We start from the raw sequence: 22,683 nt of genomic DNA on the forward strand, positions 1-22,683 counted from the left end.
TGCGATCGATCTGGCTCTGATATCGTCAACGCCGCCTCGTCGGTGTCAGTTGTTGCACCTCTCCCGCTTGCGGGAGAGGTCGGATCGCGAAAGCGATCCGGGTGAGGGTTCGGTCCCCTGGGGGAATCTTCGTTGCCGAGACACCCTCTCCCCAACCCTCCCCCGCAAGCGGGGGAGGGAGCGCAGCATCGGCTGTGGCAACACTTGCGCTCATCACGACTTCGCTCACTTCTGCATGAACGACGCCCAGCGCTTCTCGGCCGCCTCGCCGGCGGGCGAGGACCACCAGGCGTAGGACATCAGCGCCTGCTTCGCTGCATTCGCCGGCTCGCTCGGCAATTGCGCGGCACGCTCGGGCTTGATCACATTTGTTTCGAAAGCCTTTGGATTGCCCGGGCCGTAGTCGATGTGGAGTGGAAGGTTGGCCTGGTGCACGGGATCGACGGCCTCGTTGAGAAATTTCACCGCCGTGGCGAGATTCGGCGCGCCCTTGAGGATGCAGAGCGAGGTGCTCTGCAAAATGCCCTGGTTGTAGGTGAAGGAGACTTTGGCGCCTTCCTTGGCGACCGCGCTGACACGGCCGTTCCAGGCCATCTCCATGTCGATCTCGCCGTCGTTGAGCAGCTGCGCCGACTGCGCACCCGAGGTCCACCACACCGTGATGTGCGGCTTAATCTCCTCCAGCTTCTTGAAGGCGCGGTCGACATCGAGCGGATAGAGCTTGTCGGGCGCAACACCGTCGGCCATCAGCGCGGCCTCGAGCGTTGCGAACGGGTGGTTGCGCAGCGCGCGGCGGCCCGGAAATTTCTTGACGTCCCAGAAATCGGCCCAGCTACTCGGCGCGTCCTTCGGGAACGTCTTCTGGCTGTAGGCCAGCACGCTGGAATAGAACTCATAGGAGACCGAATAGGGACTGCGATACGCCTCCGGCATCGCCGCGCCGTTCGGGATCTTCGAGAAGTCGAGCTTCTCCATCAGCCCCTGCTCGCCGCCGCGCAGGCAGTTGCCGGTCGGGGTGTCGACGACGTCCCAGATCGGCTTGCCGCTGCCGACCTGGGTCTTGATCGCGGGCCAGGCGTCGGGAATGGAATCCTGGTTGATGGTGATGCCGAGCTTCTTGGCGGAGGGATCCAGGATCGCCACCGTCTGCGCCTGCTGGTAGGCGCCGCCCTGCGAGACGAAGGTGATCTGCTCGGCGGCATCGGCCGCATTGGTCAATCCGATTGCGCCCAGCAGCGCGCAGCCCAGTCCAAACTTCTGCTTCATCGTCATCCTCGCCTCCTCCAAAGACTTCTCACTGACCGATCGCATCCAGAAACTGGTACCAGCCGGCGACCATGCGCACGGCGGGCTCGCGCAGCGGATAGAACGGAATGGTCTTCATGCGACTGACATCGAGCAGGGCGACGTCGGGGCTCTCGCCGCGCACGAAGGCGGCGAGATAGCGGCCCATCAGGCTCGACATCGCCACACCTGCTCCGTTGTAGCCCAGCGAGACCAGCGTGCGGTCGTCGAGCCGGCCGATATGCGGCACCGAATCCAGCGTCATCGCGACGAGGCCCGACCATTTGTATGCGAGCGGGACCTCGGCCAGATCAGGGAAGATGCTGACCATCGCCTTGCGCAGCGCGTCGAACGCGGCCTGGGAGTCCTGCTTGCCGAATGCGCCGCGCCCGCCGAAGATCACGCGATTGCCGACCATGCGGAACCAGCGCATCATGCGCTTGGTCTCGGTGTAGGTCCGTCCCGTCGGCATCAGCTTGCCAGCGAGATTGCGCGGCAGCTGCTCGGTCGCCACCATGGCGCTGCGGAACGGGATCAGCGTGCGCTGCAGACGCGCGGTCGCGCCGGTCAAATCCGAATAGCTGTTGGTCGCGATGATCGCCTGTTTCGCGCGCACCGCGCCTTGCGGCGTCTCGGCGACGATGCCGCCGTTCTCGCGCCGCAGCTTGACGACCGGAGATTCCTGGAAGATCGGAACACCGCGGCGCGCCACGCCATCGGCGAGGCCGCGCAGATAGTTCAGCGGATGGATCCCGCCCGAGCCGGGATTGAGCACGCCGCCGACGAAAATGTCGGAGCCGGTCTCCTCGCGCACGCCGCTTCTGTCGAGGATGCGGACCTCGGCGGAGCCCATCTCGCGCGTCATCCAGTTGGCTTCGTCGATCGCCGCCTTGAGCGTCGTCTCGTTGTGGGCAGCCTTGACCTGGCCGGTGCGCGTCAGGTTTGCGCTGGTGATACCGAATTCGGACACCAGCTCCTCGACCATGTCGGTCGATTCATGAGCGATCTCGTACATGCGCTTTGCCATCGCGCGGCCGTGCACGGCGTCGATCTCGCGGAACGATAGGCGAAACTTTGCGGTGATCACGCCACCGTTGCGCCCGCTCGCGCCCCAGCCGGGGCGGTTGGCCTCGAGCACGATCGGTGCGAGCCCGCTCTTGGCGATATGGTGCGCGGCGGAGAGCCCGGTATAGCCCGCGCCGATGATCACCACATCGGCCTGATGCTCGCCCGACAGCACGGGACAATCGCGCGCCGGCTCCGCCGTGGCTTCCCACAGCGAGTTGACCGATGGCTGCGCGCTCCAGTCCCGTGTCATGCCCGCGCTCACGGATTTATGCCGCCGGCCCGATCGCTGCGTCGGCCAGTGCCTTCAAGGTCGGATAATGGAAGTCCGGCTTGGTTAGTGTCTCCACCGCGGGCGTGCCACCAAAACCGGCAATGCCCTGGCGGCGCTCGATCCAGCACACCTTGTAGCCCAGCTTCCGCGCGATGCCGATGTCGTGGTACTGGCTCTGCGCGACATGCAGAATGTCGGACTGCTTGTAGCCGAAGGCGGACTGACGCCCCTTGTTGTAAGCGAAGAACTCTGGATTGGGCTTTGCCACCCCGGTGTCGTCGGCGCAGACGGTGTCGTCGAAGGGATTGCCGAGCGCATGCGCGTAACACGAGAGCGCGACGCGGTCCGCATTGGTCATCGCCACCAGCCGGAATTTCGTGCGCAACCGCTTCAGTGCTTCGACTGAGTCCACGAATGGTCCCCAGCGCAGCACCGAGAGCTGGAAGACATCGCACGACGCGTCGTCAGACGGCAGGCCGAGCTCCTTGGCGAGATGGCGATAGACGTGGAACATCGCCTCGCTCGAGCGCTCGTAGTGCATGTCGCGGCCGCGCTTGTAGGGCTCGAAAATCTGATCGTCGCTGAGCTCGGCCGGCGTTTTGCCCGAGATCTTGCGCACTGCGTTGATCACGCCGGTTTCGAAATCGATCAAGGTGCCGACGACGTCGAAGGTGAGGACCTTGAAATTGCTGAACGCGGCTTGGGTCGACATGTCGTTTTTCTCTCAGGTTAGACAGGCTAGGGTTCAGTCCACCCGGGGCACGATGATGGTGTCCTCGGGGTGAAGGGTGACGGTGAGGCTGCCGCCGAGTGGCGGAATGCGGCTGTAGGCCTGGTGATAGCTCGGCTGTCGCAGGCTGAGCGCGACGCCGTCGGCAAGCGCCAGAAAGATGCGCAGGCTCTCGCCCTGATAAACGATGTCGGTGACCGTAGCCGTGAGCCGGTTGCAGGCGGCATCCTGCGCACCATCGTCGATCAGCAGTTTTTCGCTGTGCACGGCCAGCATCAGCGCATCGCCTGTGGGAATGGCGCGGGCGCTGCGCAGCAGCGCGTTGCCGAGCGCGACGCTGGAGGCGTCGACGCGGCGCACCGGCAGCATCGTGGCCTCGCCGATGAAGCTTGCGACGAAGGAGTCGGCGGGATGATCGTGCAGCCGCTCGGGCTCGTCGATCTGGATCAGGCGGCCGTCCTTCATCACCGCGACGCGGTCGCTCATGGTCAGCGCCTCGCGCTGGTCGTGGGTGACGTAGATGATGGTGGCACCGATGCGCTTGTGCAGCGCGCGCAGCTCGATCTGCATGGTCTCGCGCAGCTGCTTGTCCAGCGCCGAGAGCGGCTCGTCCATCAGGATCAGCCGCGGCTCGAAAATCATCGCGCGCGCGAGCGCGACGCGCTGCCGCTGGCCGCCGGAGAGCTGCGCGATGCCGCGCTCCTCGTAGCCGGCAAGGCCGACCATCGACAACGCCGCGCGCACCTTGTCGGGCCAGATCACCTTCGGCAGACGCCGTGCACGCAAGGGAAAGGCGACGTTCTCGCCGACGCTCATATGCGGGAACAGCGCGTAGTTCTGGAAGACCACGCCGATATCGCGCTTGTGCGGCGGCATCCAGGTGACGTCGCGACCACCGAAGAGAATTGCGCCCGACGTCGGGATGATGAAGCCGCCCAAAATGCCGAGCAGCGTGGTCTTGCCGGAACCGGAGGGACCGAGCAGCGAGACGAACTCGCCGGCGCCGACATTGAGGGAGACGTCATCGAGGGCGCGAACCGGGCCATAGGCCTTGCTCGCGGATCTGATCTCGACGCTTTCCGCTCGTTTGTCCAACGATCGACCTCGCCTCGTCCCTGCAATGGCGTGCCTCACTGCACGCCATAAGCCTGCTTTATAGACAGGGGAGTTGACGCACTCACGCTCGAAGCGTGCACCGCACCATCTCTTCTCCCGTAAGTCCTGTCTTTAGGCTGTGATGCCAATGACACCAGACTTGGCAAAACTCGGCAATTGCCAAATTCTCACCGCGCTCATAACATGACGTTATGCCTGAGCTACGCCGGATGCTGCCCTCCAGCAACGCCCTCTTCGTCTTTGACGCAGCGGCGCGCAACGGCAGCTTCACGGCCGCAGCCGCTGAATTGAACGTCACGCAACCCGCGGTGAGCCGCATGCTCGGCCAGTTCGAGGAGCATCTCGGCGTCCGCCTGTTCGATCGCAAGGCGGGCCGCGCGGTGCTCACCGAGGAAGGCGAGCTTCTGTATCGCCGCGTGCTCGAAGGCTTTCGCAGCATCGAGACCGGCCTCGTCGAGATCGAGCGCCGCCGCAAGGGCACCGAAACGGTGACGCTGTCGGTGTCCTCCGCCTTCACCACGCACTGGCTGATGCCGCGCATCGACAAGCTGCAGAAGCAGTTTCCGCAGGTCGATCTGCGCTTCCAACTCATCTCCGGCGCGTTGCGCGGGCCGGTGGAGAATGTCGACCTTGGCATGCGCTTTCGCGATCGCGACGAGCCGTCGTCGGGCGGCACGCTCGTGATGAAGGAAGTCATGCTGCCGATGTGCAGCCCAACCTATCTCGGGGAAACCGATCCCACCGAGAGCAACACCATCATCCGCCTCGCCGAGACGCCGGGCGACTGGGCCGCAGATTACGCATCGCTCCTCACCGGACGCCGCGGCGCGGCCAAGGCGCTGAGCTTCACCGATTATGCCGTCGTGGTGCAGGCCGCCCTGCTCGGCCAGGGCATCGCGCTCGGATGGTTGACGGTCGCCTCGCACTGGCTGCTCACCGGCGCGCTTGTGCCGGCCTCCGACCGTCTGACCACCACGCGCCGCGTGTGCGAATTCCTGCCGCCGCGCAACCGGCCGATGCGCCCGATCGCTGCTGAGATCCGGGATTGGATCATCGTACAGATGCGGGATGAGCTAGTGGCAATCGATCGGCAGTACCCACCACTTGGATTGATGGCTGCGTGCTACTGAACCGAAGGCAGGTTAGTGACGCCCCAACTTGCAAGATCTAGACGTGCCGTAGAGATCTACTTGAGACGGTCACTGTGTTCCGCGGGGCTGCCGCGCCGAAGCCCTGAGGGCGAAGGCGGGCGCCGCGTTACGCCGCTTGAGCGTCCGAGACACCGTTCGGATCGAAGCTCTCTTGCCGCGATCGGAAGACGCCAGGCTCCTCGCGAGCTGATCAGATCGCCCTACTCCGCAGCCATTGCCGTTCGCACCTCGGGTTTGTCCGTCGCGCTCTCATGGCTCTCATCCGCAGTCGGCTTGATCCGGAACCACGCGGCATAGAGCGTGGGCAGGAAGAGCAGGATCAGCACCGTGCCGACTGCCGTGCCGCCGATCAAGGTATAGGCCATCGATCCCCAGAAGACGGAGTGTGTGAGGGGGATGAACGCCAGCACGGCGGCAAGTGCGGTCAGGATCACGGGCCTCGTGCGTTGCACCGTGGCTTCGATGACGGCGTGGTAATCGTCGAGGCCTGCCGCGCGGTTCTCCTTGATCTGTTCGGTCAGGATCAGGGTATTGCGCATCAGGATCCCGGCCAGTCCGATCAGTCCCAGGATCGCGTTGAATCCGAACGGCTGGTTGAAGATCAGCAACGCAGGCACGACGCCGACGAGACCGAGCGGTGCGGTCAGCATGACGAGGGCCATCATCGAGAATGATCTGACCTGAAGCATGATGACGATCAGCGTTGCGGCGATCATGGCGGGAAAGATGGTCGCCAGCGCGTCATTGGCCTTCGTCGCCTCCTCGATCGAGCCGCCGGTCTCGATGCGATAGCCGGCCGGAAGCGATGCGATCAGCGGCTGAAGCGCTTTCACGATGTCCTTGGAGACCTCAGGAGGCTGGGTCGCCTCATTGATGTCCGAACGAATCGTGATGACCGGGGTGCGATCGCGGCGCTTCAGGATCGGCTCTTCGAGCTGGACTTCCGAATGGCCGATCTGGTCGAGCGGAATCAGACGGCCGTCCCGGCTCGTCAGCGAGAAGTCGGCGAGCCGTGCCGGATCGAGCCGCTCGCCGCCGGCGCTGCGCGCCACGATCGGGACATTGCGAATGTCCTCGCGGACCTGCGTGACGGCGATGCCGGTGAGGAGGAACTGGAGCTGCCGCCCGACTTCCGCCGGCGAGAGGCCGATGAGGTTCAGCCGATCCTGATCCGGAATGAAGCGGAGCACGGGTGTGCGATTGCCCCAATCGCGATTGGCTTGTCGCACGTCGGGAACGCCACGCATGACCTCGACGGCCTTTTCAGAGAGCGCGTACAATTTTGCGGGATCCGGGCCCATCACCCGAAACTCCACCGGGAACGGCGTGTAGGGTCCGAAGACGAGCTGGGTGACGCGCACGCGCGCTTCCCGGGCAAGACCGTGTGACACGGCCTCCCGGAGCCGGTGCTTCAAGGCCTCGCGCGCCTCGGCGTCAGGCGTCAGCACGACGATCTTGGCAAAGGCCGGATCGGGGAGCTCCGGCGCCATCGCAAAGAAGAAGCGGGGCGCGCCCTGACCGACATAGCTGGTGACGATCTTCGCTTCGGGCTGATCATGCAACCAGCCTTCGAGCTTCTCGACCGCGGCGGTCGTCGTCTCGATGCTGGTGCCTTCCGGCAGGCGAACCTCCACGAGAACCTCGGGGCGATCCGACGTCGGGAAAAACTGCTGCTTGACCGCGCCCATGCCGAGGCCGGACAGCGCGAAAGCGATCACGACGAGGCTGCAGGTCAGGAACTTGTGGCGCACGGCGAAGGTGATGAGCCGCCGCAAACGCCGGTAGTTCGGCGTGTCGTAGATCGCGTGGTGGCCGCCTTCGACGGGCTTGATCGCAGGCAGCATCTTGACGCCAAGATAAGGCGTGAAGATCACCGCAACGATCCAGGAGACGATGAGAGCGAACCCGACGACCCAGAAGATGTTGCCGGCATATTCGCCGGCCGTCGAGCGCGCGAAACCCACCGGCAGGAATCCCGCGATCGTCACCAGTGTGCCCGAGAGCATCGGCGCCGCGGTGTGGCTCCATGCGTAGGCCGCCGCACTGAGGCGGTCCATGCCCTCTTCCATTTTCACCACCATCACCTCGATGGCGATGATGGCGTCGTCCACGAGCAGGCCAAGCGCGAGGATGAGAGCACCGAGCGTGATGCGGTCGAAGAACCGGCCCGTTTCCAGCATGATGAGGAACACGACGGCCAGCGTCAGAGGGACCGCTGCAGCCACGACGATTCCCACGCGCCAGCCGAGGCTGAGCAGGCTGACCAGCAGCACCACTGCGAGCGCCATTGCGAATTTGATCATGAACTCGTCGACCGCGGAGGTGATGTTCACGGCCTGGTCGGTCACCTTGTCGAGCGTCATCCCGAGCGGCAGTGTCCGCGCCATGGCAGCGGACCTCTCTTCCAATGCCTTGCCGAGCGCCAGGCCGTTCCAGCCCTCCTGCATCACTGCCGCGAGCATGATCGTGGGCTCACCCTGGTGCCGGATGATGTAGGTGGGCGGATCCTCGTAGCCGCGGCGGACCTCGGCGATGTCGGACAGCTTCAAGGTTCGTCCCGCCGCAACGATCGGCGTGTCGGCGATCGCCTGCACGCTGTCATAGCCGCCGTCGACCCGGATGAAGACCTGCGGCCCGCTTGTGTCGATCGAACCTGCCGGAGTCACCGTATTCTGCCGCTGCAGGGCGGCAACGATATCCTGTGCCGACACGCCGAGCGTTGCCAGCTTGGGATAGGAAAACTCCACGAAGATCTGCTCGGGACGTTCGCCGAAGATATTGATCTTCTTGACGCCGGGCACGTGCAGCAGGTCCTGGCGGATCACCTCCGCCTTCCTGGCGAGCTCACGCATCGGCATGCCCTTCGCCTTGAGGGCATAGAGTGCGAAGCTCACGTCCGAATATTCGTCGTTGACGAAGGGGCCGAGCACGCCGGCCGGCAGCTTGCGCGCTTCATCCCCGAGCTTCTTGCGCGCCTGATAAAACTCTTCCTGCACGCTCGATGGCGGCGTGCTGTCCTTCAGCGTCACCGTCATGTAGGCATAACCCGGCCGCGTGGTCGTCTCGACCCGGTCGTACCAGGTCAGCTCCTGAATCCGCTTCTCCAGGGGTTCGGCGACCTGGTCCTGCATCTCGCGTGCCGTCGCACCGGGCCATACCGTGGTGACCGTGAGCGTCTTGATGGTGAAGGACGGGTCCTCGGCCCGTCCGAGCATGAAGAAGGCGTAGGCGCCTGCGGCCGCCAGCAGCATGATGAAGAACAGGCTCACGGCGCGCTCGCGAACGGCGACCGCGGAAAGATTGAAGCTCATGATTTGCTCCCGCCGTCAGTGACGGTCCTGACGCGGGCGCCCTCGTGCAGGAGGTGAGCGCCGAGGGACACAATGGGGTCACTGGAGCTCGATCCAGAGATGATTGCCGCTTCGCTGGTCACGCGCAGAAGCTTGATGGGGCGAAAGTGTACAGTCGAGTTGGCGCTGTCGAACACCCAGACGCCGGTGGTCCTGCCATCATCGAGCACGGCGCCCAGCGGCACCTGGACTTCCGACTGACTGTCCTGGCTTGCGAGCCGAATGGTGACTGTCGCGCCGAGCGGTGCTGCTGCCGCCTCGCCGCCGAGCACGTAGCGGGCCTCGTAAGTCCGGGTCTGCGCGTCAGCAGAGTTCGACAATTGGCGCAGATGCGCCGCGTAACGGCGTCCATCGCTGCCATACAGGCTGGCCTCGGCGAGCGAGCCGATGGCCGGCCGGATCGTTTCGGGAAGCGCCACCACGGCTTCGCGAGGCCCGGACTGCGCAAGCCGAACGACCGTCTGGCCGGCCGAGACCACCTGGCCGGGCTCGCCAAGCGTTTGCGTGACCGTGCCGTCCGCGTCTGCCACCAGGATGGAATAGGTCGCCTGATTTTCCGCGACCCCTGCCTCGGCTTCGGCCGCGGCGAGTTGCGCCTTGGCTGTGTCCGAGGCGGCCTTCGCCTGCTCGTAGCGCTGCTTGGACGTCCATCCGTCGTTGACCAGGTTGGCGTATCGACGCTCATCCGCATCCGTCTGCACGACGACTGCGCGCGCTGCGGCGACAGCGTTGCGCTTTGCCGCGAGCGCAAGGCGGAGGTCGGTCTCGTCGATCCGCATCAGCGGCTGCCCGGCCTTGACCTGCTCACCGACATTCACCAGCCGCTCGACGATCTTGCCGGCGACGCGAAAGCCGAGATTGCTCTCCACCCGCGCGCCGATGGTGCCCGTGAACCCGCGGTCGGATCCGCTCACCCGCGTGGCCGTCGCCAGGCTGACCATCGGCGGCTCCTGTCTCGGGTCGCTCACGGCAGAGGCGTTGGGGGCGAAAATGCCAAGACTGACGAACGTGGCCACCCCCGCCGGGATCATAATACCGGCCAACACGGCAACACCCCTTTTCATGACGGTCTCCTCTGGGATTTAGATTTCGTTCGAACTCTATATTGACTTAGAGCTCGATCACAATCTAAATTTGCGTCCTGACGGAAACGTGATCTCAGGAAGCCAGGGGCGCGTCCGAGGGCAACTTGATAGATGTCGTTCGAAATCTATATTGGGCATAGATTTCGACTGAAATCCAAATGGAGGAGCATGATGCGCGTCAGTCGCGTTCAAGCCGCGGAGAACCGCCAAACCGTGATCAATGTGGCAAGTCGCCTCTTCAGGGAGCGCGGCTTTGACGGCATTGGGCTCAAGGATCTGATGGAGGGGGCCGGGCTCACCCAGGGCGCCTTCTACAAGCAGTTCGCGTCCAAGGAGGACTTGGCGGTCGAGGCCTCCAAGCGAGCGTTGGAGAGCGCTTCCACCCGATGGTCGGACGCGGCCGCACGCAATCCTGACGATCCGCTCAGCGCAGTGATCGGATTCTATCTCAGCGCAGATCATCGCGAAGAGAGAATGGAAGGCTGTCCGATCGTGGCCCTCGGCTCGGATGCCGCCCGGCAGGGCCCCGACGTCAAGGCCGAGTTCGAAGCGGGCATCAAGGCCCATCTCGACGTGCTCGGCCGCTTCATCGCCAAGGAAGGCAAGGGGTCGAGAGACAAGGCCATGGCCATTCTCGCGACGATGGTCGGCGCCGTGACGCTGGCGCGCGCGGTCAACGACACAGACCTCGCACGGGCCCTTCTCGATGCCGCAGCCGCGCTGGTCCGTGAAGCCGCCGCCGCTTGAACGACTGCCCCCTCGAAACATGGAGAGACCGGATGCTTGACGTGAGCGAAGCCGGGCCGAGCTTGCTCAAATTATCGGAGAGGCTCAGTGTGCGTTTTCACAAGACTGGCAGCGGGCCTCCGCTACTCCTCATCCATACGATCCGGACGCAGCTCGAGTATTTCCGCAGCCTTGCGCCTCTGCTCGCACGATCGCACACGGTATACGCCATCGATCTGCCCGGCCACGGACACTCACCGATCGATCCGGACGCAAGCTTCAACGAGCCCTATTTCAGGCAGGCAGTCATACGCTTCATCGAGGAGCTAGACCTCTCGGATGTAACGCTCGTCGGCGAGTCGATCGGGGGCGCATTGGCTCTCACGGTGGCGGCGTCACTTCCGCAGAGGGTGAAGCGGGTCTTTGCAATCAATCCTTACGATTACGAGACCCGCTATGGCGACGGACTTCGACGTGGCAACTGGCTCGCGAACTTCATCATCGGAAGCCTGCAAGTGCCGGTGCTCGGCGCGATCAACGCGTCACTCGAAAACAAGATCGTTCTCGGCAAGATCATGGGCGGCGGATATCACGACCCGCGCAAGCTGCCGGCCGATCTGCTCGCCGAGTTCGACAAGGTGGCCCATCGCGCGGGATACAAGCGGGCCGCACGCAAGGTGTTGGCCGGATGGCGATCCTGGAGCCAGGCCCGCGACTATTATTGGCAGATCTCGGCGCCGGTGACGCTCATCTATGGCGATAGCGATTGGTCCCGGCCCGGCGAGCGCGAGCGCACACGGTCTCTCATTCCCAACGCGCAGATGGTGACGCTGAGGAATACAGGCCACTTCTCGGCTGTCGAGAACCCGTCGGAGCTGGCCCGGGCGATATTGGGCGCAGAATGAGCGCATGATCAAGCAGAGCACGCTCCTCCAACAGAAGGAGGCGAAGCGCGGCCAATGTGCTATCCTCCCCGCGAGGCCACCAACGGAGACAACCCATGCCAACCAGCGTCAAGCAAATGCTCGAAGCCGCCAATGCGGCGGTGCCCAAGATCACGTCGGAACAGGCCACTGACATGATCAAGAACGGGAACACGCTGGTCGTCGATGTTCGCGATGCGCCGGAGGTTGCGGCCAGCGGCAAGATCGCGGGGGCCGTGCACGTCTCGCGCGGGATGCTGGAGTTTCGCGCGGACCCGGAGTCGCCCTATCACGACAAGGCGTTCGACAAGAGCAAGTCCGTCATTCTCTACTGCGCGTCCGGCGGCCGGTCGGCGCTGGCGGGCAAGGTGCTGAAGGATATGGGCTACGAGAAGGTCTATAACGTCGGCGGCTTCAAGGATTGGTCGGGGGCGGTGGAGAAATAGAACACGCGGACCGGCCATTTGCCGGACTTGATTGCCGCCGAACGTCATCACCGGCGCTCGGCGCCCGCCCACGTACGCCGCGATCCATTGACGGTTGCCCGCCCGCCACGTCGCAGCACGATCGACGGGGACCGATCAGGCGGAACGCGGCATGGAGACAGGCTGCGCGCTTCGCTCACCCAGCAGCTTGCCGGTGGTGCTGTTGACGAAGTGCAGCGACATGCAGGCCGGGCACCTCACGGATACATAGCTGTCCGCCGGCTCGAAGCTCTCGGGCCGCGCGTCATCGATCCGATGCTGGACGTTCATGCCGGTGCGCGGGCACCTGAAGAGGATCTGGCGCTGCATCCCTTATTGATGTGCCCCGAACCGCGGCCGGCGAAATTGCGGATGATTCCTTAGGGGCCTTCCCAGTGTTTGAGATGGGTCAAGGCGAACGGTCTGCCCACGCCTATGCTCTGCATGACATCGGGCGCTCCTGCTCCGGTGCCGAACGAAGCGGAGCCCGGACTCCTAGGCACTCCGGGCACCGCTTCGCAAGACGGGCACCGACCGACCGCGACCAGGAGCCGGCTCCGGACGAGCGGCTTCGATGGAACCAGGGCAAGAACCGCGGGTTGAGATGGCGCAGCCCTGAACAGAACACGCAATCGGCCTCGGCGCTTCAAGGAAGCCGACGCTGATTGACGTCGTCCTTGTCGCCTGACCCGACCAACACGGCCGTACGGTACGACCTCCGCCGGACACGGGCCACCATCGGGACCGCCACGATCAGGAGAGCAGCCATGATATCCGCCAACATCGACGATCTGACCGCAGCGGTTCGCTACGCGCTCGAAACCACTCGTGCGACCACGATCTGCCCTTTCCACGATGAGGTGATCGTCCGCGTCGGCGACGACGCCGCCGAGAGCCATGCCTACGAACGCGCCAAGCGAATCCTCAGGAGCGACGGCACGGCCTTCGAGGCGGACGCTCTCAGGGAAGAGATCGGCCACCAACTCGCCGCCGCCGCGGACGGGCGATGCCCGAGATGCGACCGGACCGATTCGAACGGATAGACCGCAATCCCCTCAATCCTCCACCCGAAACAGCCGCCACCGCTCCGGCACGCCCTTGAGCTGATGCACGCCGTGATCGCGGAACCTGATCTCCGACTGCGCCATCAGGTCCTTGACTGCGCTCGAGACCAGGACTTCGCCGGCGCGCGCTTTGGCGGCGACGCGCGTGCCGATGTGAAACGCGAGACCGACCATCTCGCCTCCGCTCACACTGTACTCGCCCGCATGCAGCCCGACCCTGATGTCGAGCCCCAGCGTGCGCACGGCCTTTTGGATCGCAGTCGCGCAACGGACGCCGGAAGCCGGCGCCTTGAATGTCGCCAGCACGCCGTCGCCGGTCGTCACCACTTCCTTGCCACGCGTACTCTTCAGCTCCTTGCGCACGGCCGCGTAATAGTGGCCCATGACCTTGGTCCACCGGGCATCGCCTAGCTTTGCCGCCTTTTCGGTGGAGCGGACGATATCGACGATCAGGATGGTGGCGAGTGCCTGCTTGAGCTCCGCGCTCCGCTCGCCGGATCGGGGCCGGAGCGCGATCGGCCCGGCCAGCGGTTCGTAGCGGTGGCTGCGGCGCCGGGCGATAGCCGCTTTGGCGTAGTCCTGGGCGCGCTGCGTCGTGCCGCAGCGAACTGTCTTCTCCTGCGGCAGTCGCGTCCAGTAGACCCTTCGTCCATCGCCGGCGCCCTGCACCTCCACGGCACCCCACTTCAGGAACACCGCCGAGCCGACGCGCCGAACGCACCACGCCTTCGACGTGTAGCCGGATACGTTGGACTGCAGGACTCCGATGCGAAGGAATTTGGGCATGAACGTGCGGCCGAAATTGAAAGACCGTTTGGGCGTCTTCGGGGCGGAAGCCTATTCGTACAATCCTGCATCGGCAATAGGGGCTTGCCAGGGCTGCCGGCGGCGCCTGACACCGGGATCGTGCTTACAACGCCCAAACGCGAGCCGCCCGTCCATTCGTCGGTCGGAAGTTTCTCTTGTTCAAGCAACGATCAGCCTCCAGACGTGTTCTTCCGACATGAGATGCAGTGAGGCGCGCCATGGGCAAGGATGATGGACTGAAGCCTGACGACTTCCCGATCGAGGCCGACAAGGACAAACTCAGGACACGCAAGGGCGAGCCCGTCGCCTCGGCGGAGTCGGACAAGATTGCGGACCAGATCGCCGAACGTCTGAACGAGCACGCGCACCAGGAAGAGCAGGATCGTTGGTCCGCGTAGGCGTGATGGGCGTGCCGTCCCAGATTGGAACGACCGCGCGGTCCTGAGCATTGGCCTGCACCGGGGTCCGACAATTCCGGCGAATGGCGGCCTCGGCTCGACCTCCGCCCCTGGACCGAGAGCCGGGGCTGCTTGACCGAAGCAAGAGGAGCGGACATGAAAGTGCTTGTTCTCGCAGGGCTCGTTGCGGCTCTCGCATCGCCTCCCTCCGCGTACGGGCAAGGCGGCGCGGGTACCTCCAGGACCGGGTCGAGCATCAATTCGACCGGGACGGGCGGCGCGACCGGAGCAGGAGCTTCGGGCCTCAACACCTCATCGGACAACAATAGCGGCGGCGCCAGCGCACCGGCCAAATCGACAACGACGCGGCCGGGGGACAACGACCCAAGGCAAACCCAGGGCGGCCAGCAGGCGATGCCGAACTCGGGCTCCTCCGGAGCGAACCGCAAATAGATGCGCCGCTGGCAATTCGTCCTGGGTGAGGCAGTCGCCCTACCCGTGATACGCGAACAGCTCGATCGGATCGCTGAAGCCGCGGACCTCGTGCTTGCCGACGTGCTCGAGCTCGAACTTCTCCTCCACCAGCTCCGCAAAGTCGCGTGACAGCAGCACCGTTCGACCGAGCTGCTTGGTGAGGGCTTCGAGGCGGGAGGCCATGTTGACGGCGGGGCCAATCACGGTGAAGTCGAGCCGGCTGGTTGAGCCGATATTGCCGTACATGACATCGCCGACATGGACGCCGATGCCGTAGTTCAGCGGCGCGCGGCTGGTCGCGTTGTTCCGCTCGTTCAGCGCCGTCATCGCCTGACGGGCTTCGGTCACGGCGTGGAGCAGGTTCGCGCAGGCATCGGGCTCATGAAGCGGGAAGATGGCGAGCAGGCCGTCGCCGATGAATTTCAGGATCTCGCCGCCGTGCCGCGCGATCGGCTCGGACATCGCGTCGAAATAATCGTTGAGCAGATCGATGACGTCGTCGCGCGGCCAATTGTCGGAGATCTTGGTGAAATCCCTGAGGTCGCAGATCATGATCGCGGCGCGCACGGTCGTGCCGCTGCCGCGCCTGGTGGCGCCGGCGAGGATCAACTGGCCGGCATGGGAGCCGACATAGGTCTCCAGCAGCGTGCGCGCCAACCGGTTCTTGATGCGGATCTCGCTGACCAGCGCCAGCACCGGCAGCAGCTTCTTGAGCGCGGCAATATGCGAATCCTCGAAGCCGCCGGGACGGTCGGTCGCGAAGGTGATGAGATGCCGCTTGCCGAGCGTGTGGTAGAGCGGCCAGGCCACATAGTCGGTCAGGCCCTTTTCGCGCATCTCGTCGTAGAGGGCGTGCTTGCGGCCGAGCGAGGGATCGCGCTCGAGATTCTCGCGCACCTCGCTGGCGCCGTCCTGCATTTCGTTGGCGGGACTGCCAATGAATTCGGACCGCTCGCGGACGTCATAATCCACCCGCGCGATCTCCGCCTCGCGCATGCCGTCGGACCACATGAACCGGGCGCCAAGCCATTGCGGATGGTGGATCAGGACATGCAGCGTCGACCGCTTCAGCGGAATGCCCGCCTGCTGCAGACGGATGCACATGTCGGCGAAGATATTGTCGATGAAGCGTTCGTCGCGCGTGCCGTTGGTCAGCCAGTCGACGACACCGTCGGCCTGCGTGGCGTGGTTGTCTTGCGCGGTCATGTCCTGCCCTTCACGGCGGTCTGCATCAGGGCAGATATCGTGCCCCGGCTCCGCCGCGTCAACCTAGCCAGTTGCATGGATTGTACGCATCGGCCCGTCGGGGCTATCGCCCCTTAGCCGACGATCCGGATCGACCCCAGCACCACCAGACCCGAAACGAGCGCGAGCCTCGATGTCTCGGTCATTTCGATCCTGAGCGTGCCGTTGCCGGGGATGGCAAAATCCTCACCATCGAGGCGGATGCGGCAATCGCCGTGCGGTGCGTAAACCAGATGCGTGCCGGCATGCAACGGTCGATCGCCGGCTTCCCTGAGCGCTTCAAGCTCGATCTCCGCGACGCCGCGCCGCGCCATCAGGTTGACGACCTCGACCGGCCCGGCGTGAAGCTCCGTCACGATCTCGAGCTCGCCGGTGAAGCGCACGGTCGTAAAAGGTTCACGCTCGTCGAATTCCTGGCCCGGAGCCTTGAGCACCAGCCCGCGCCCACCGACCACCATCTGCAAGCGGTCGATGCCCGGCATATGGGAGAAGGGACCGGGCGCCACGATCGGCGTGCTCGCAAAACGCCAGAGCATGCTGCTCCAATCCTTCACCGCTGCGTCAGCGCGATGTTCATCCGCGATATCGGTGAAGATGCCGCCGCCGTTCTTCCAGGGCGAGCGGGTGTAGTCTTCAGATCTGAGCAGTGTTGCCTTCATGGCGGTCCTCGATGCGATGGCGATGCAGGGAAGCGCGTTCGCCCGGCGGGCGGCAATGCGTTCGAAATTGCGGTCATGTTGCGGCTTCCGCTCGCCCGGGTGCGCTGGCCTTGAGATGACGCAAAAGCGCTGCCGCCTCCGTCGGCGGCCGACGCTCGATCCGGCGATACGCGCGCCCGTCGGCCGTTCGTGAGACCATGCCGTGATCGCACAGCGCGCGGCGAAGCAAGGCATCATCGGCGAAAGCGTGCTGACGGTTCAGCAGCGTCTTCACTTCCGCCTCGGCCAGACTGCTCCGCGGCGGAAAGCCGGCCCACAGCACCCAGAGACTCAGCTGCTGCAGGCTGTGGCGGGCCGGCCAGCGCAACAGCCTGCCGTGGTCGTCGAAATGGCGCGCCGCGCGTTGCACGCGCTTCAGATCGACCGCATCGACTTGTGGTGCGGGCGTGCCGCGGTCATCCACGGCAGTGCCGACCGCACGCGCGCGGAAATGCTGATAGTTCCTGTGTCCCGTCGCACGCGCAAGAATGTTGAGCAGCTCGACGTGACCGGGCGGCGACGTCCGCTGCAGCAGCTGGGCACGCACGGATTTCGCGAGCGCCGAGATGTCGCCCGCGACAAAGGCAATGGGAGTTCTGGTCATGACCAATCCTCGATGCGCCGATCCGGGTAGGATTGTCGGAGGTCACCGGCTTACGACGCGGCACGAGGTTGGTGTCGGTGCGATTGAGCCTTGCAGGTTTAGCTTCCCTCGCGGGACGGTGACGCCTGGGTGAACTGCAGACCCACGCAGTTCCTACTATAGACGCCCGGCGGGCTCAAGAGCCTGATGCGAGATGCGCGGACAAACGCGATTAGAACGCCAGATGTCCCGGACTCGGACGCCGCTATTTCGACGCCAGTGTCGCCACGGCCCGCCAGGCGGGGTCGGGCGCGGCCGATGCGAGCTGCTTGCAGCGGTCGCGCATCAGCTCGGCCGGACGATCGTGGCCGCGCCGTTTCAGCACGGCCTCGAAATCGGCGAGCGCATCGGCAAACCGCCGCGCGCGATAGCAGGCAAGGCCGCGCTCGTAATCCCCGATCCAGCCGATCGCCTCTCCGTCGATGGCGTCTTCGTCCGCGATCCCGACCAGTTCGTGTACGGAAAGTCCCTCCTCCCGTCCGTAGACCGCGATGCTGTCGACCTCCCGCGTGATGACGGCGCCGCGCGCCAGGCGTTCGGTCGCCTCGCCGATCAGGATCTGCGTGCCATAGGATTTGTTGGCGCCTTCGAGCCGGCTGGCGACATTCACGGCATCGCCGATCACGGTATAGTTCAGCCGCAACTCCGAGCCGATATTGCCGACCAGCATGCGGCCCGAATTGATGCCGATCCGGATCTGGAGCGGCTGACCGAGATCGTCGGCGAGGCCCGATGCTTCGATCCCCCTGCGACAAGCGAGCGCCGCGCGGCAGCATCGCGCGGCGTGGTCGCGTTGCGGCTGCGGCGCACCCCAGAACGCCATCACGGCATCGCCGATGAACTTGTCGATGGTGCCGCCATTGGCGACGATGATCTCAGAGGTGACGTCGAGATAGCGCGACAGCAGCGGCACCACGCGATCGCCCAACCGCTCGGACAGCCCGGTGAAGCCGGCAATGTCGATGAACATCACGCTGAGCTCATGGACGCTGCCGCCGGGCCGCGCTTCGACGCCCTGGCGCAGCAGGCCGCGGACCAGATCGGCCGGGATGAATTTGCGGAACGCGGAGAGGCCGGACGCCATCTCGGCGATCGCACCCGACAGACTCGCGATCTCCTTGAGTCGTGACGGGTGGCGGCGCACCTGCTCCAGCGCGAAAGCCTCGACGTGGCGAAGCTCGCCGACGACGCGCGACAGCGGCGCGGCGATGACGGAACGCGCCAGCATCGCCGAGGCCAGCGCGGCGAGTACGGCGCCGATGGCGAGGCCGACGATCAGGCGCCGCAGCGTCGTCTCGACCGGGCCGAGAAATTCGGCCTCCGGGATCACGGTGGCGAGCGACCAGCCCGGAAACGGCAGCGGCGTCAGCGCGACCTCGTAGGCGGCGCCGCCGGAGGTGAGCCGGCTTCGCCAGGCCTCCTTGCGGCCGTCCTCGCCCGCCTTGTCGAGCGCAGCGCGCGCCAGCGGCAGCAGCGTCGTGTCGCCGCGCGCCGGATGGAGCTCGTCGGCCTCCTTGTCCGGCGCCGCGACGAGCTCGCCGCTGCCATCGACGATGAAGGCGGTCCCCGTGCGCCCGACCTCGAGCTGCGACAGGAAGCGCGCAAGTCTCGTGTATTCGATGATGACGGCCAATACACCCTGCCGCTCCTGATAGACGTCGATCGGCCCCGCGAACGCGATCGACGGCCGCTCGCCGGTCGCGTGGTCCATCACCCTGAACCATTGCGGATCGTCCGCGGTCAGCCCCGCCTTGAACCAGGCCTGATCGGCGACATGGAATCCGCTGGGCTCGAACCGGCGATTGGCGAATTCGATGTCGCCGGGCACCACGTCGTATTCATCGACGCGGCGCTGGCCCGGATGATCGGTCAGCGAGATCTCCATCATCTCCAGGCGGCGATCGCCGAGCTTGTGCGCGGCGAAGAAGGAGCCGTCGGGCCAGCCGAAGGCGACCCAGGAAATCGTCGCCTGCGACTGCAATTGCGACAGGAACACGAACTCCCGCTTGTCGGCCTCGCGGGTGTCGAGCACGTTCTGCAGGAACAGTGTGCGGATCGCGGTATGCGCGGCGCGGGCCTCGTCGACGATGGCCGAGACCTCCTTGCGCACTGCCGCAACGATCTGCTCGTTGATGGTCGCGGCGAGCTGTCGGCTGGTCGCCTCCGCCGTTCGCCACCAGAGCAGGCTGGAGAGCGCGGCCGTCAGCAGGATCGCGGCCAGGACCAGCGCGGACACCGCAAGACGGATGCTGACCGTCAGCCCAGCGATCGCATGAAGCCGTCGTTCGGGATCAACCTTCATCGCTGTCTTCGCCTGCCATACGAGCCACTGACATTGCTCTACGCCGCCGGGGCTCGCCCGTTACGTCTGGCAGGAAATGGACGCGCGCCGCCAATGCCCGGTGGCTACTGTCTCGATAGACCCTAGGCATTGGCCTTCAAAGAACGCTTGCCCGCTAATGCCGGCCCAAGCGCACCGGCGGTCCGCCCGATCCAAACGGTCTCACGGGTTCGTGAGCAGTCTCGCTGTAACGCGGGCTGCGCGCGCAGCGAAGGAGACCATGCGCGCGTCGCCTGCCAGGCGATGCCATCTCGAACAGGAGAATCTCGATGTCTGCCAAACATGCCGTCACCTCGCTCGTCCTCGCCGGCGCCGTCTCGACCGCGCTCGCGACCCTCGCCGCCGCCGGCCCGCTGACCAAGGCCGAGGGCGAAGCTGCCGTCGCCGCCAAGAAGGAAAAGTGCTTCGGCGTTGCGCTGAAGGGCCAGAACGATTGTGCGGCAGGACCGGGCACCACCTGCCAGGGCACCTCGACCATCGATTTCCAGGGCAACGCCTGGAAGTTCGTGCAGGGCGGCACCTGCACCAGCATCGAGCTGCCGGGCGGCAAGAAGGGCTCGCTCAAGCCGGTCTGACCGCCGGCGCGACGTCGCCAACAAGCACGAACGGAGCAGCACGATGAGCACGGTGATCCAGCCGACCCGACCAGCAGCCATGCCGCTCCGCTTCGCAACGCCCATCGGCGGCGTTGCCGGGACGAGCTTCAAGCCCGAGCATCTGCCTGATATCCTCGAGGCGGGACCTCGGCGTGGCTTCTTCGAAGTTCACGCCGAGAACTACATGGGCGATGGAGGTCCGCCGCATCGCGCGCTGGAGGCGATCCGCCGCGACCATCCTCTGTCGCTGCATGGCGTCTGTATGTCGATCGGCGGCCCTCGGCCGCTCGACAAGGCGCATCTGGCGCGCTTCCGCAGCCTCGTCGCGCGCTATCAGCCGGCGCTGGTCTCCGAGCACCTCGCCTGGTCGACCCATGAGACCAGCTTCTTCAACGATCTATTGCCGCTGCCCTATACCGAAGCGACGCTGGCTAGCGTCTGCGACCACATCGACCAGGTGCAGGAGGCGATCCGCCGTCCGCTGCTGCTGGAGAACCCGTCGACCTATGTCGCCTTCCGCGAATCCTCGATGCGCGAGACCGAGTTCATCCGCGCCATTGCCGAGCGCACCGGCTGCGCGCTGCTGCTCGACGTCAACAACGTGTTCGTCTCCGCCACCAATCAGGGCTATTCGGCGCTCGACTACCTCGCGGACTTCCCGCTGTCGCAGGTCCAGGAGATTCACCTTGCGGGCCATGCCGAGCAGGCCGACGACGAAGGCGATCTGCTGTTGATCGACAGTCACGACGGCCCGGTCGCGGACGCCGTCTGGAAGCTCTATGAAATCGTCATCAGGCGCCGCGGCGCGGTGCCGACGCTGGTCGAATGGGACAGCAAAATTCCGGACTGGCCGGTGCTGCAAGCGGAAGCCCTTGCCGCACAGGCGATCCTCGACCGTCATCAATCCACAGCAATGGCAGGAGAGCGTCATGCTGCCTGAATCCGGTCTGTCCTACGCCGCCGCGTTCGCACCGGCGCTGCTGGATCCGGCACGCAGGACGCCTGCGATCGTGACCGGCCCGAACGGCAAGGCCGCCGGCCGGCGCTACGATGTCTACCGCAACAACGTCACCGTCAGCCTGATCGACGCGCTGGCCGCGATTTATCCGGCGGTGCAGCGCATCACCGGCGCCGAGTTCTTCCGCGCCATGGCACGCTTCCATGTTCGCAGCAATCCGCCGACCTCGCCGCGGCTGTTCGAGTATGGCCGCGACTTTCCGGAATTCATCGCAGCCTATGAGCATGCGCAAGATATGCCCTTTCTCGCCGACGTCGCGCGCATCGAGCGGGCCTGGCTCGACTGCTACCATGCGCGCGATGCCGCCCCGCTGCCGGCGGACCGGCTGTCGGCGGTGACGCCTGGCCGATTGGCAGAGCTGGTGTTCGTTGCTCACCCGGCTGCCCGATGCCTGCGCTCGCAATACGCAGCCGTCACGATCTTTGCTGCCAACCGCGACGGTGCACCGCTTCTGCGCATCGATGCCTCGACGCCGGAGGACGCCCTGATCACGCGACCGGCATTCGACGTCACGGTGCGCCGCCTTCCGCCCGGCGGCGCGGTCTTCGCGAGTAACCTGATCTCGGGGCTATCGCTCGGCGAGGCCGCGGCGGCGGCGCTGGACGCTGCGCCCGAATTCGACATCGCCGCGAACATCGCCGGGCTGATCGAGGCCGGCGCCTTCATCTCGCTCGCTTGCGGAGACCCATCATGATCACGGACCAGCACATGACCACCGAAAGCGGACTGCCCTCGCCCTGGTTGCTCGTCGACAGGGCCAATCGCCTGATCCAGACGCTTGCCGCGCCGTCGCTCGTTCAGCTCGTGCTGCGCCTCGCGCTGGCGGTGCCGTTCTGGCGTTCAGGCATGCTCAAATGGGGCGGCTTCCTCAAGCTGAACGACAGCGCCGTGACGCTGTTCAGCGACGAATTCATGCTGCATCTGCCGGGCGGGCCCTATCACTTCCCGGCACCGACCGTGATGGCATTCCTGTCGGGCTGCGGCGAGATCCTGCTTCCGATCCTGCTGGTGCTCGGGCTGGGCACCCGGCTGGCCGCGCTCGGGCTGCTGTTCATGACTGTCATCGTCGAGCTCACGGTGCCCGATGGCTGGCCGATCCACCTCACCTGGGCGGCGATGGCGCTCGGCATCATGGCTCACGGGCCGGGGAACATTTCGCTCGATCATTTGCTTTGTCGTATCCGTAGCCCGGATGGAGCGCAGCGCAATCCGGGGCAGCTCGCATGATGAG

General features: G+C 65.2%; 22 protein-coding genes. 10 read left to right on the forward strand and 12 right to left on the reverse strand.

Annotated features, from left to right (window positions below):
• Positions 1–225 precede the first annotated feature (225 nt).
• Genes BM190_RS09575 through BM190_RS09590 form a run of 4 tightly spaced genes read right to left on the reverse strand, consistent with a single transcriptional unit; the run spans position 226 to position 4,448 of the window.
• Positions 226–1,272 carry an ABC transporter substrate-binding protein gene (locus tag BM190_RS09575; RefSeq protein WP_177236985.1) on the reverse strand — a complete coding sequence of 349 codons (1,047 nt, stop codon included), beginning with the start codon at positions 1,270–1,272 and terminating at the stop codon, positions 226–228.
• Positions 1,273–1,294: 22 nt separating this feature from the next.
• On the reverse strand, positions 1,295–2,602 hold the full coding sequence (locus tag BM190_RS09580; protein WP_177236986.1) for an NAD(P)/FAD-dependent oxidoreductase: 1,308 nt from the start codon (positions 2,600–2,602) through the stop codon (positions 1,295–1,297).
• Between the two features lie 16 nt (positions 2,603–2,618).
• Positions 2,619–3,335: an HAD family hydrolase gene (locus BM190_RS09585; RefSeq protein WP_018316998.1), complete on the reverse strand. Its 717-nt coding sequence runs from the start codon at positions 3,333–3,335 to the stop codon at positions 2,619–2,621.
• 33 nt (positions 3,336–3,368) lie between these two features.
• Positions 3,369–4,448, reverse strand: coding sequence for an ABC transporter ATP-binding protein (locus tag BM190_RS09590; protein ID WP_018316997.1), 1,080 nt, complete (start codon positions 4,446–4,448; stop codon positions 3,369–3,371).
• Positions 4,449–4,660: 212 nt separating this feature from the next.
• Here BM190_RS09590 and BM190_RS09595 point away from each other — a divergent pair, with 212 nt between their 5' ends.
• The gene (locus BM190_RS09595) at positions 4,661–5,599 is read left to right on the forward strand and encodes a LysR family transcriptional regulator (RefSeq protein WP_092253822.1); all 939 of its coding nucleotides are present in this window, start codon (positions 4,661–4,663) and stop codon (positions 5,597–5,599) included.
• A 221-nt stretch (positions 5,600–5,820) separates the two neighbouring features.
• Here BM190_RS09595 and BM190_RS09600 read toward each other — a convergent pair whose 3' ends face one another.
• Both BM190_RS09600 and BM190_RS09605 read right to left on the reverse strand, forming a co-directional pair.
• Positions 5,821–8,931 (reverse strand): efflux RND transporter permease subunit, encoded by a 3,111-nt coding sequence (locus BM190_RS09600; protein WP_092253824.1) that lies wholly within the window; start codon positions 8,929–8,931, stop codon positions 5,821–5,823.
• A complete protein-coding gene (locus tag BM190_RS09605) occupies positions 8,928–10,034 on the reverse strand; it encodes an efflux RND transporter periplasmic adaptor subunit (RefSeq protein WP_092253827.1) in 1,107 nt (368 codons plus the stop codon). The genes BM190_RS09600 and BM190_RS09605 overlap by 4 nt, the downstream gene beginning before the upstream one ends.
• Before the next feature lie 192 nt (positions 10,035–10,226).
• Here BM190_RS09605 and BM190_RS09610 point away from each other — a divergent pair, with 192 nt between their 5' ends.
• From BM190_RS09610 to BM190_RS09620, 3 genes are all read left to right on the forward strand, one after another.
• Positions 10,227–10,802, forward strand: coding sequence for a TetR/AcrR family transcriptional regulator (locus BM190_RS09610; RefSeq protein WP_092254012.1), 576 nt, complete (start codon positions 10,227–10,229; stop codon positions 10,800–10,802).
• A gap of 32 nt (positions 10,803–10,834) precedes the next feature.
• On the forward strand, positions 10,835–11,686 hold the full coding sequence (locus BM190_RS09615) for an alpha/beta fold hydrolase (RefSeq protein ID WP_092253829.1): 852 nt from the start codon (positions 10,835–10,837) through the stop codon (positions 11,684–11,686).
• Positions 11,687–11,781: 95 nt separating this feature from the next.
• Positions 11,782–12,150 carry a rhodanese-like domain-containing protein gene (locus BM190_RS09620; RefSeq protein ID WP_091956283.1) on the forward strand — a complete coding sequence of 123 codons (369 nt, stop codon included), beginning with the start codon at positions 11,782–11,784 and terminating at the stop codon, positions 12,148–12,150.
• A 135-nt stretch (positions 12,151–12,285) separates the two neighbouring features.
• On the opposite strand, the gene BM190_RS09625 is transcribed toward BM190_RS09620, so the two are convergent.
• Positions 12,286–12,498 (reverse strand): hypothetical protein, encoded by a 213-nt coding sequence (locus BM190_RS09625; RefSeq protein WP_018316991.1) that lies wholly within the window; start codon positions 12,496–12,498, stop codon positions 12,286–12,288.
• A 437-nt stretch (positions 12,499–12,935) separates the two neighbouring features.
• On the opposite strand from BM190_RS09625, the gene BM190_RS09630 reads away from it, so the two are divergent.
• Positions 12,936–13,211, forward strand: coding sequence for a hypothetical protein (locus BM190_RS09630; protein ID WP_092253831.1), 276 nt, complete (start codon positions 12,936–12,938; stop codon positions 13,209–13,211).
• Between the two features lie 12 nt (positions 13,212–13,223).
• On the opposite strand, the gene BM190_RS09635 is transcribed toward BM190_RS09630, so the two are convergent.
• The gene (locus BM190_RS09635) at positions 13,224–14,018 is read right to left on the reverse strand and encodes an adenylate/guanylate cyclase domain-containing protein (RefSeq protein ID WP_018316988.1); all 795 of its coding nucleotides are present in this window, start codon (positions 14,016–14,018) and stop codon (positions 13,224–13,226) included.
• 239 nt (positions 14,019–14,257) lie between these two features.
• On the opposite strand from BM190_RS09635, the gene BM190_RS09640 reads away from it, so the two are divergent.
• A complete protein-coding gene (locus BM190_RS09640; RefSeq protein WP_018316987.1) occupies positions 14,258–14,437 on the forward strand; it encodes a hypothetical protein in 180 nt (59 codons plus the stop codon).
• A gap of 492 nt (positions 14,438–14,929) precedes the next feature.
• On the opposite strand, the gene BM190_RS09650 is transcribed toward BM190_RS09640, so the two are convergent.
• The 4 genes from BM190_RS09650 to BM190_RS09665 form a co-directional block, all read right to left on the reverse strand.
• The gene (locus BM190_RS09650) at positions 14,930–16,117 is read right to left on the reverse strand and encodes an adenylate/guanylate cyclase domain-containing protein (protein ID WP_092253835.1); all 1,188 of its coding nucleotides are present in this window, start codon (positions 16,115–16,117) and stop codon (positions 14,930–14,932) included.
• 113 nt (positions 16,118–16,230) lie between these two features.
• Positions 16,231–16,815, reverse strand: a complete 585-nt coding sequence (locus BM190_RS09655; protein ID WP_092253837.1) for a HutD/Ves family protein — start codon at positions 16,813–16,815, stop codon at positions 16,231–16,233.
• 73 nt (positions 16,816–16,888) lie between these two features.
• Positions 16,889–17,458 (reverse strand): DUF2087 domain-containing protein, encoded by a 570-nt coding sequence (locus BM190_RS09660; RefSeq protein ID WP_092253839.1) that lies wholly within the window; start codon positions 17,456–17,458, stop codon positions 16,889–16,891.
• A 244-nt stretch (positions 17,459–17,702) separates the two neighbouring features.
• Positions 17,703–19,799: an adenylate/guanylate cyclase domain-containing protein gene (locus tag BM190_RS09665; RefSeq protein ID WP_092253841.1), complete on the reverse strand. Its 2,097-nt coding sequence runs from the start codon at positions 19,797–19,799 to the stop codon at positions 17,703–17,705.
• Positions 19,800–20,107: 308 nt separating this feature from the next.
• On the opposite strand from BM190_RS09665, the gene BM190_RS09670 reads away from it, so the two are divergent.
• Genes BM190_RS09670 through BM190_RS09685 form a run of 4 tightly spaced genes read left to right on the forward strand, consistent with a single transcriptional unit; the run spans position 20,108 to position 22,679 of the window.
• Positions 20,108–20,413 carry a BufA1 family periplasmic bufferin-type metallophore gene (locus BM190_RS09670; protein WP_092253843.1) on the forward strand — a complete coding sequence of 102 codons (306 nt, stop codon included), beginning with the start codon at positions 20,108–20,110 and terminating at the stop codon, positions 20,411–20,413.
• A 43-nt stretch (positions 20,414–20,456) separates the two neighbouring features.
• Positions 20,457–21,374, forward strand: a complete 918-nt coding sequence (bufB, locus tag BM190_RS09675) for an MNIO family bufferin maturase (protein ID WP_092253845.1) — start codon at positions 20,457–20,459, stop codon at positions 21,372–21,374.
• The gene (locus tag BM190_RS09680) at positions 21,364–22,146 is read left to right on the forward strand and encodes an HvfC/BufC N-terminal domain-containing protein (RefSeq protein ID WP_092253847.1); all 783 of its coding nucleotides are present in this window, start codon (positions 21,364–21,366) and stop codon (positions 22,144–22,146) included. Before bufB ends, BM190_RS09680 begins: the two co-directional genes overlap by 11 nt.
• A complete protein-coding gene (locus tag BM190_RS09685; protein ID WP_092253849.1) occupies positions 22,143–22,679 on the forward strand; it encodes a DoxX family protein in 537 nt (178 codons plus the stop codon). The genes BM190_RS09680 and BM190_RS09685 overlap by 4 nt, the downstream gene beginning before the upstream one ends.
• Positions 22,680–22,683: the final 4 nt, after the last annotated feature.

Origin of the sequence: Bradyrhizobium sp. Rc3b, from assembly GCF_900114915.1 — a bacterium.
GTDB lineage: Bacteria > Pseudomonadota > Alphaproteobacteria > Rhizobiales > Xanthobacteraceae > Bradyrhizobium.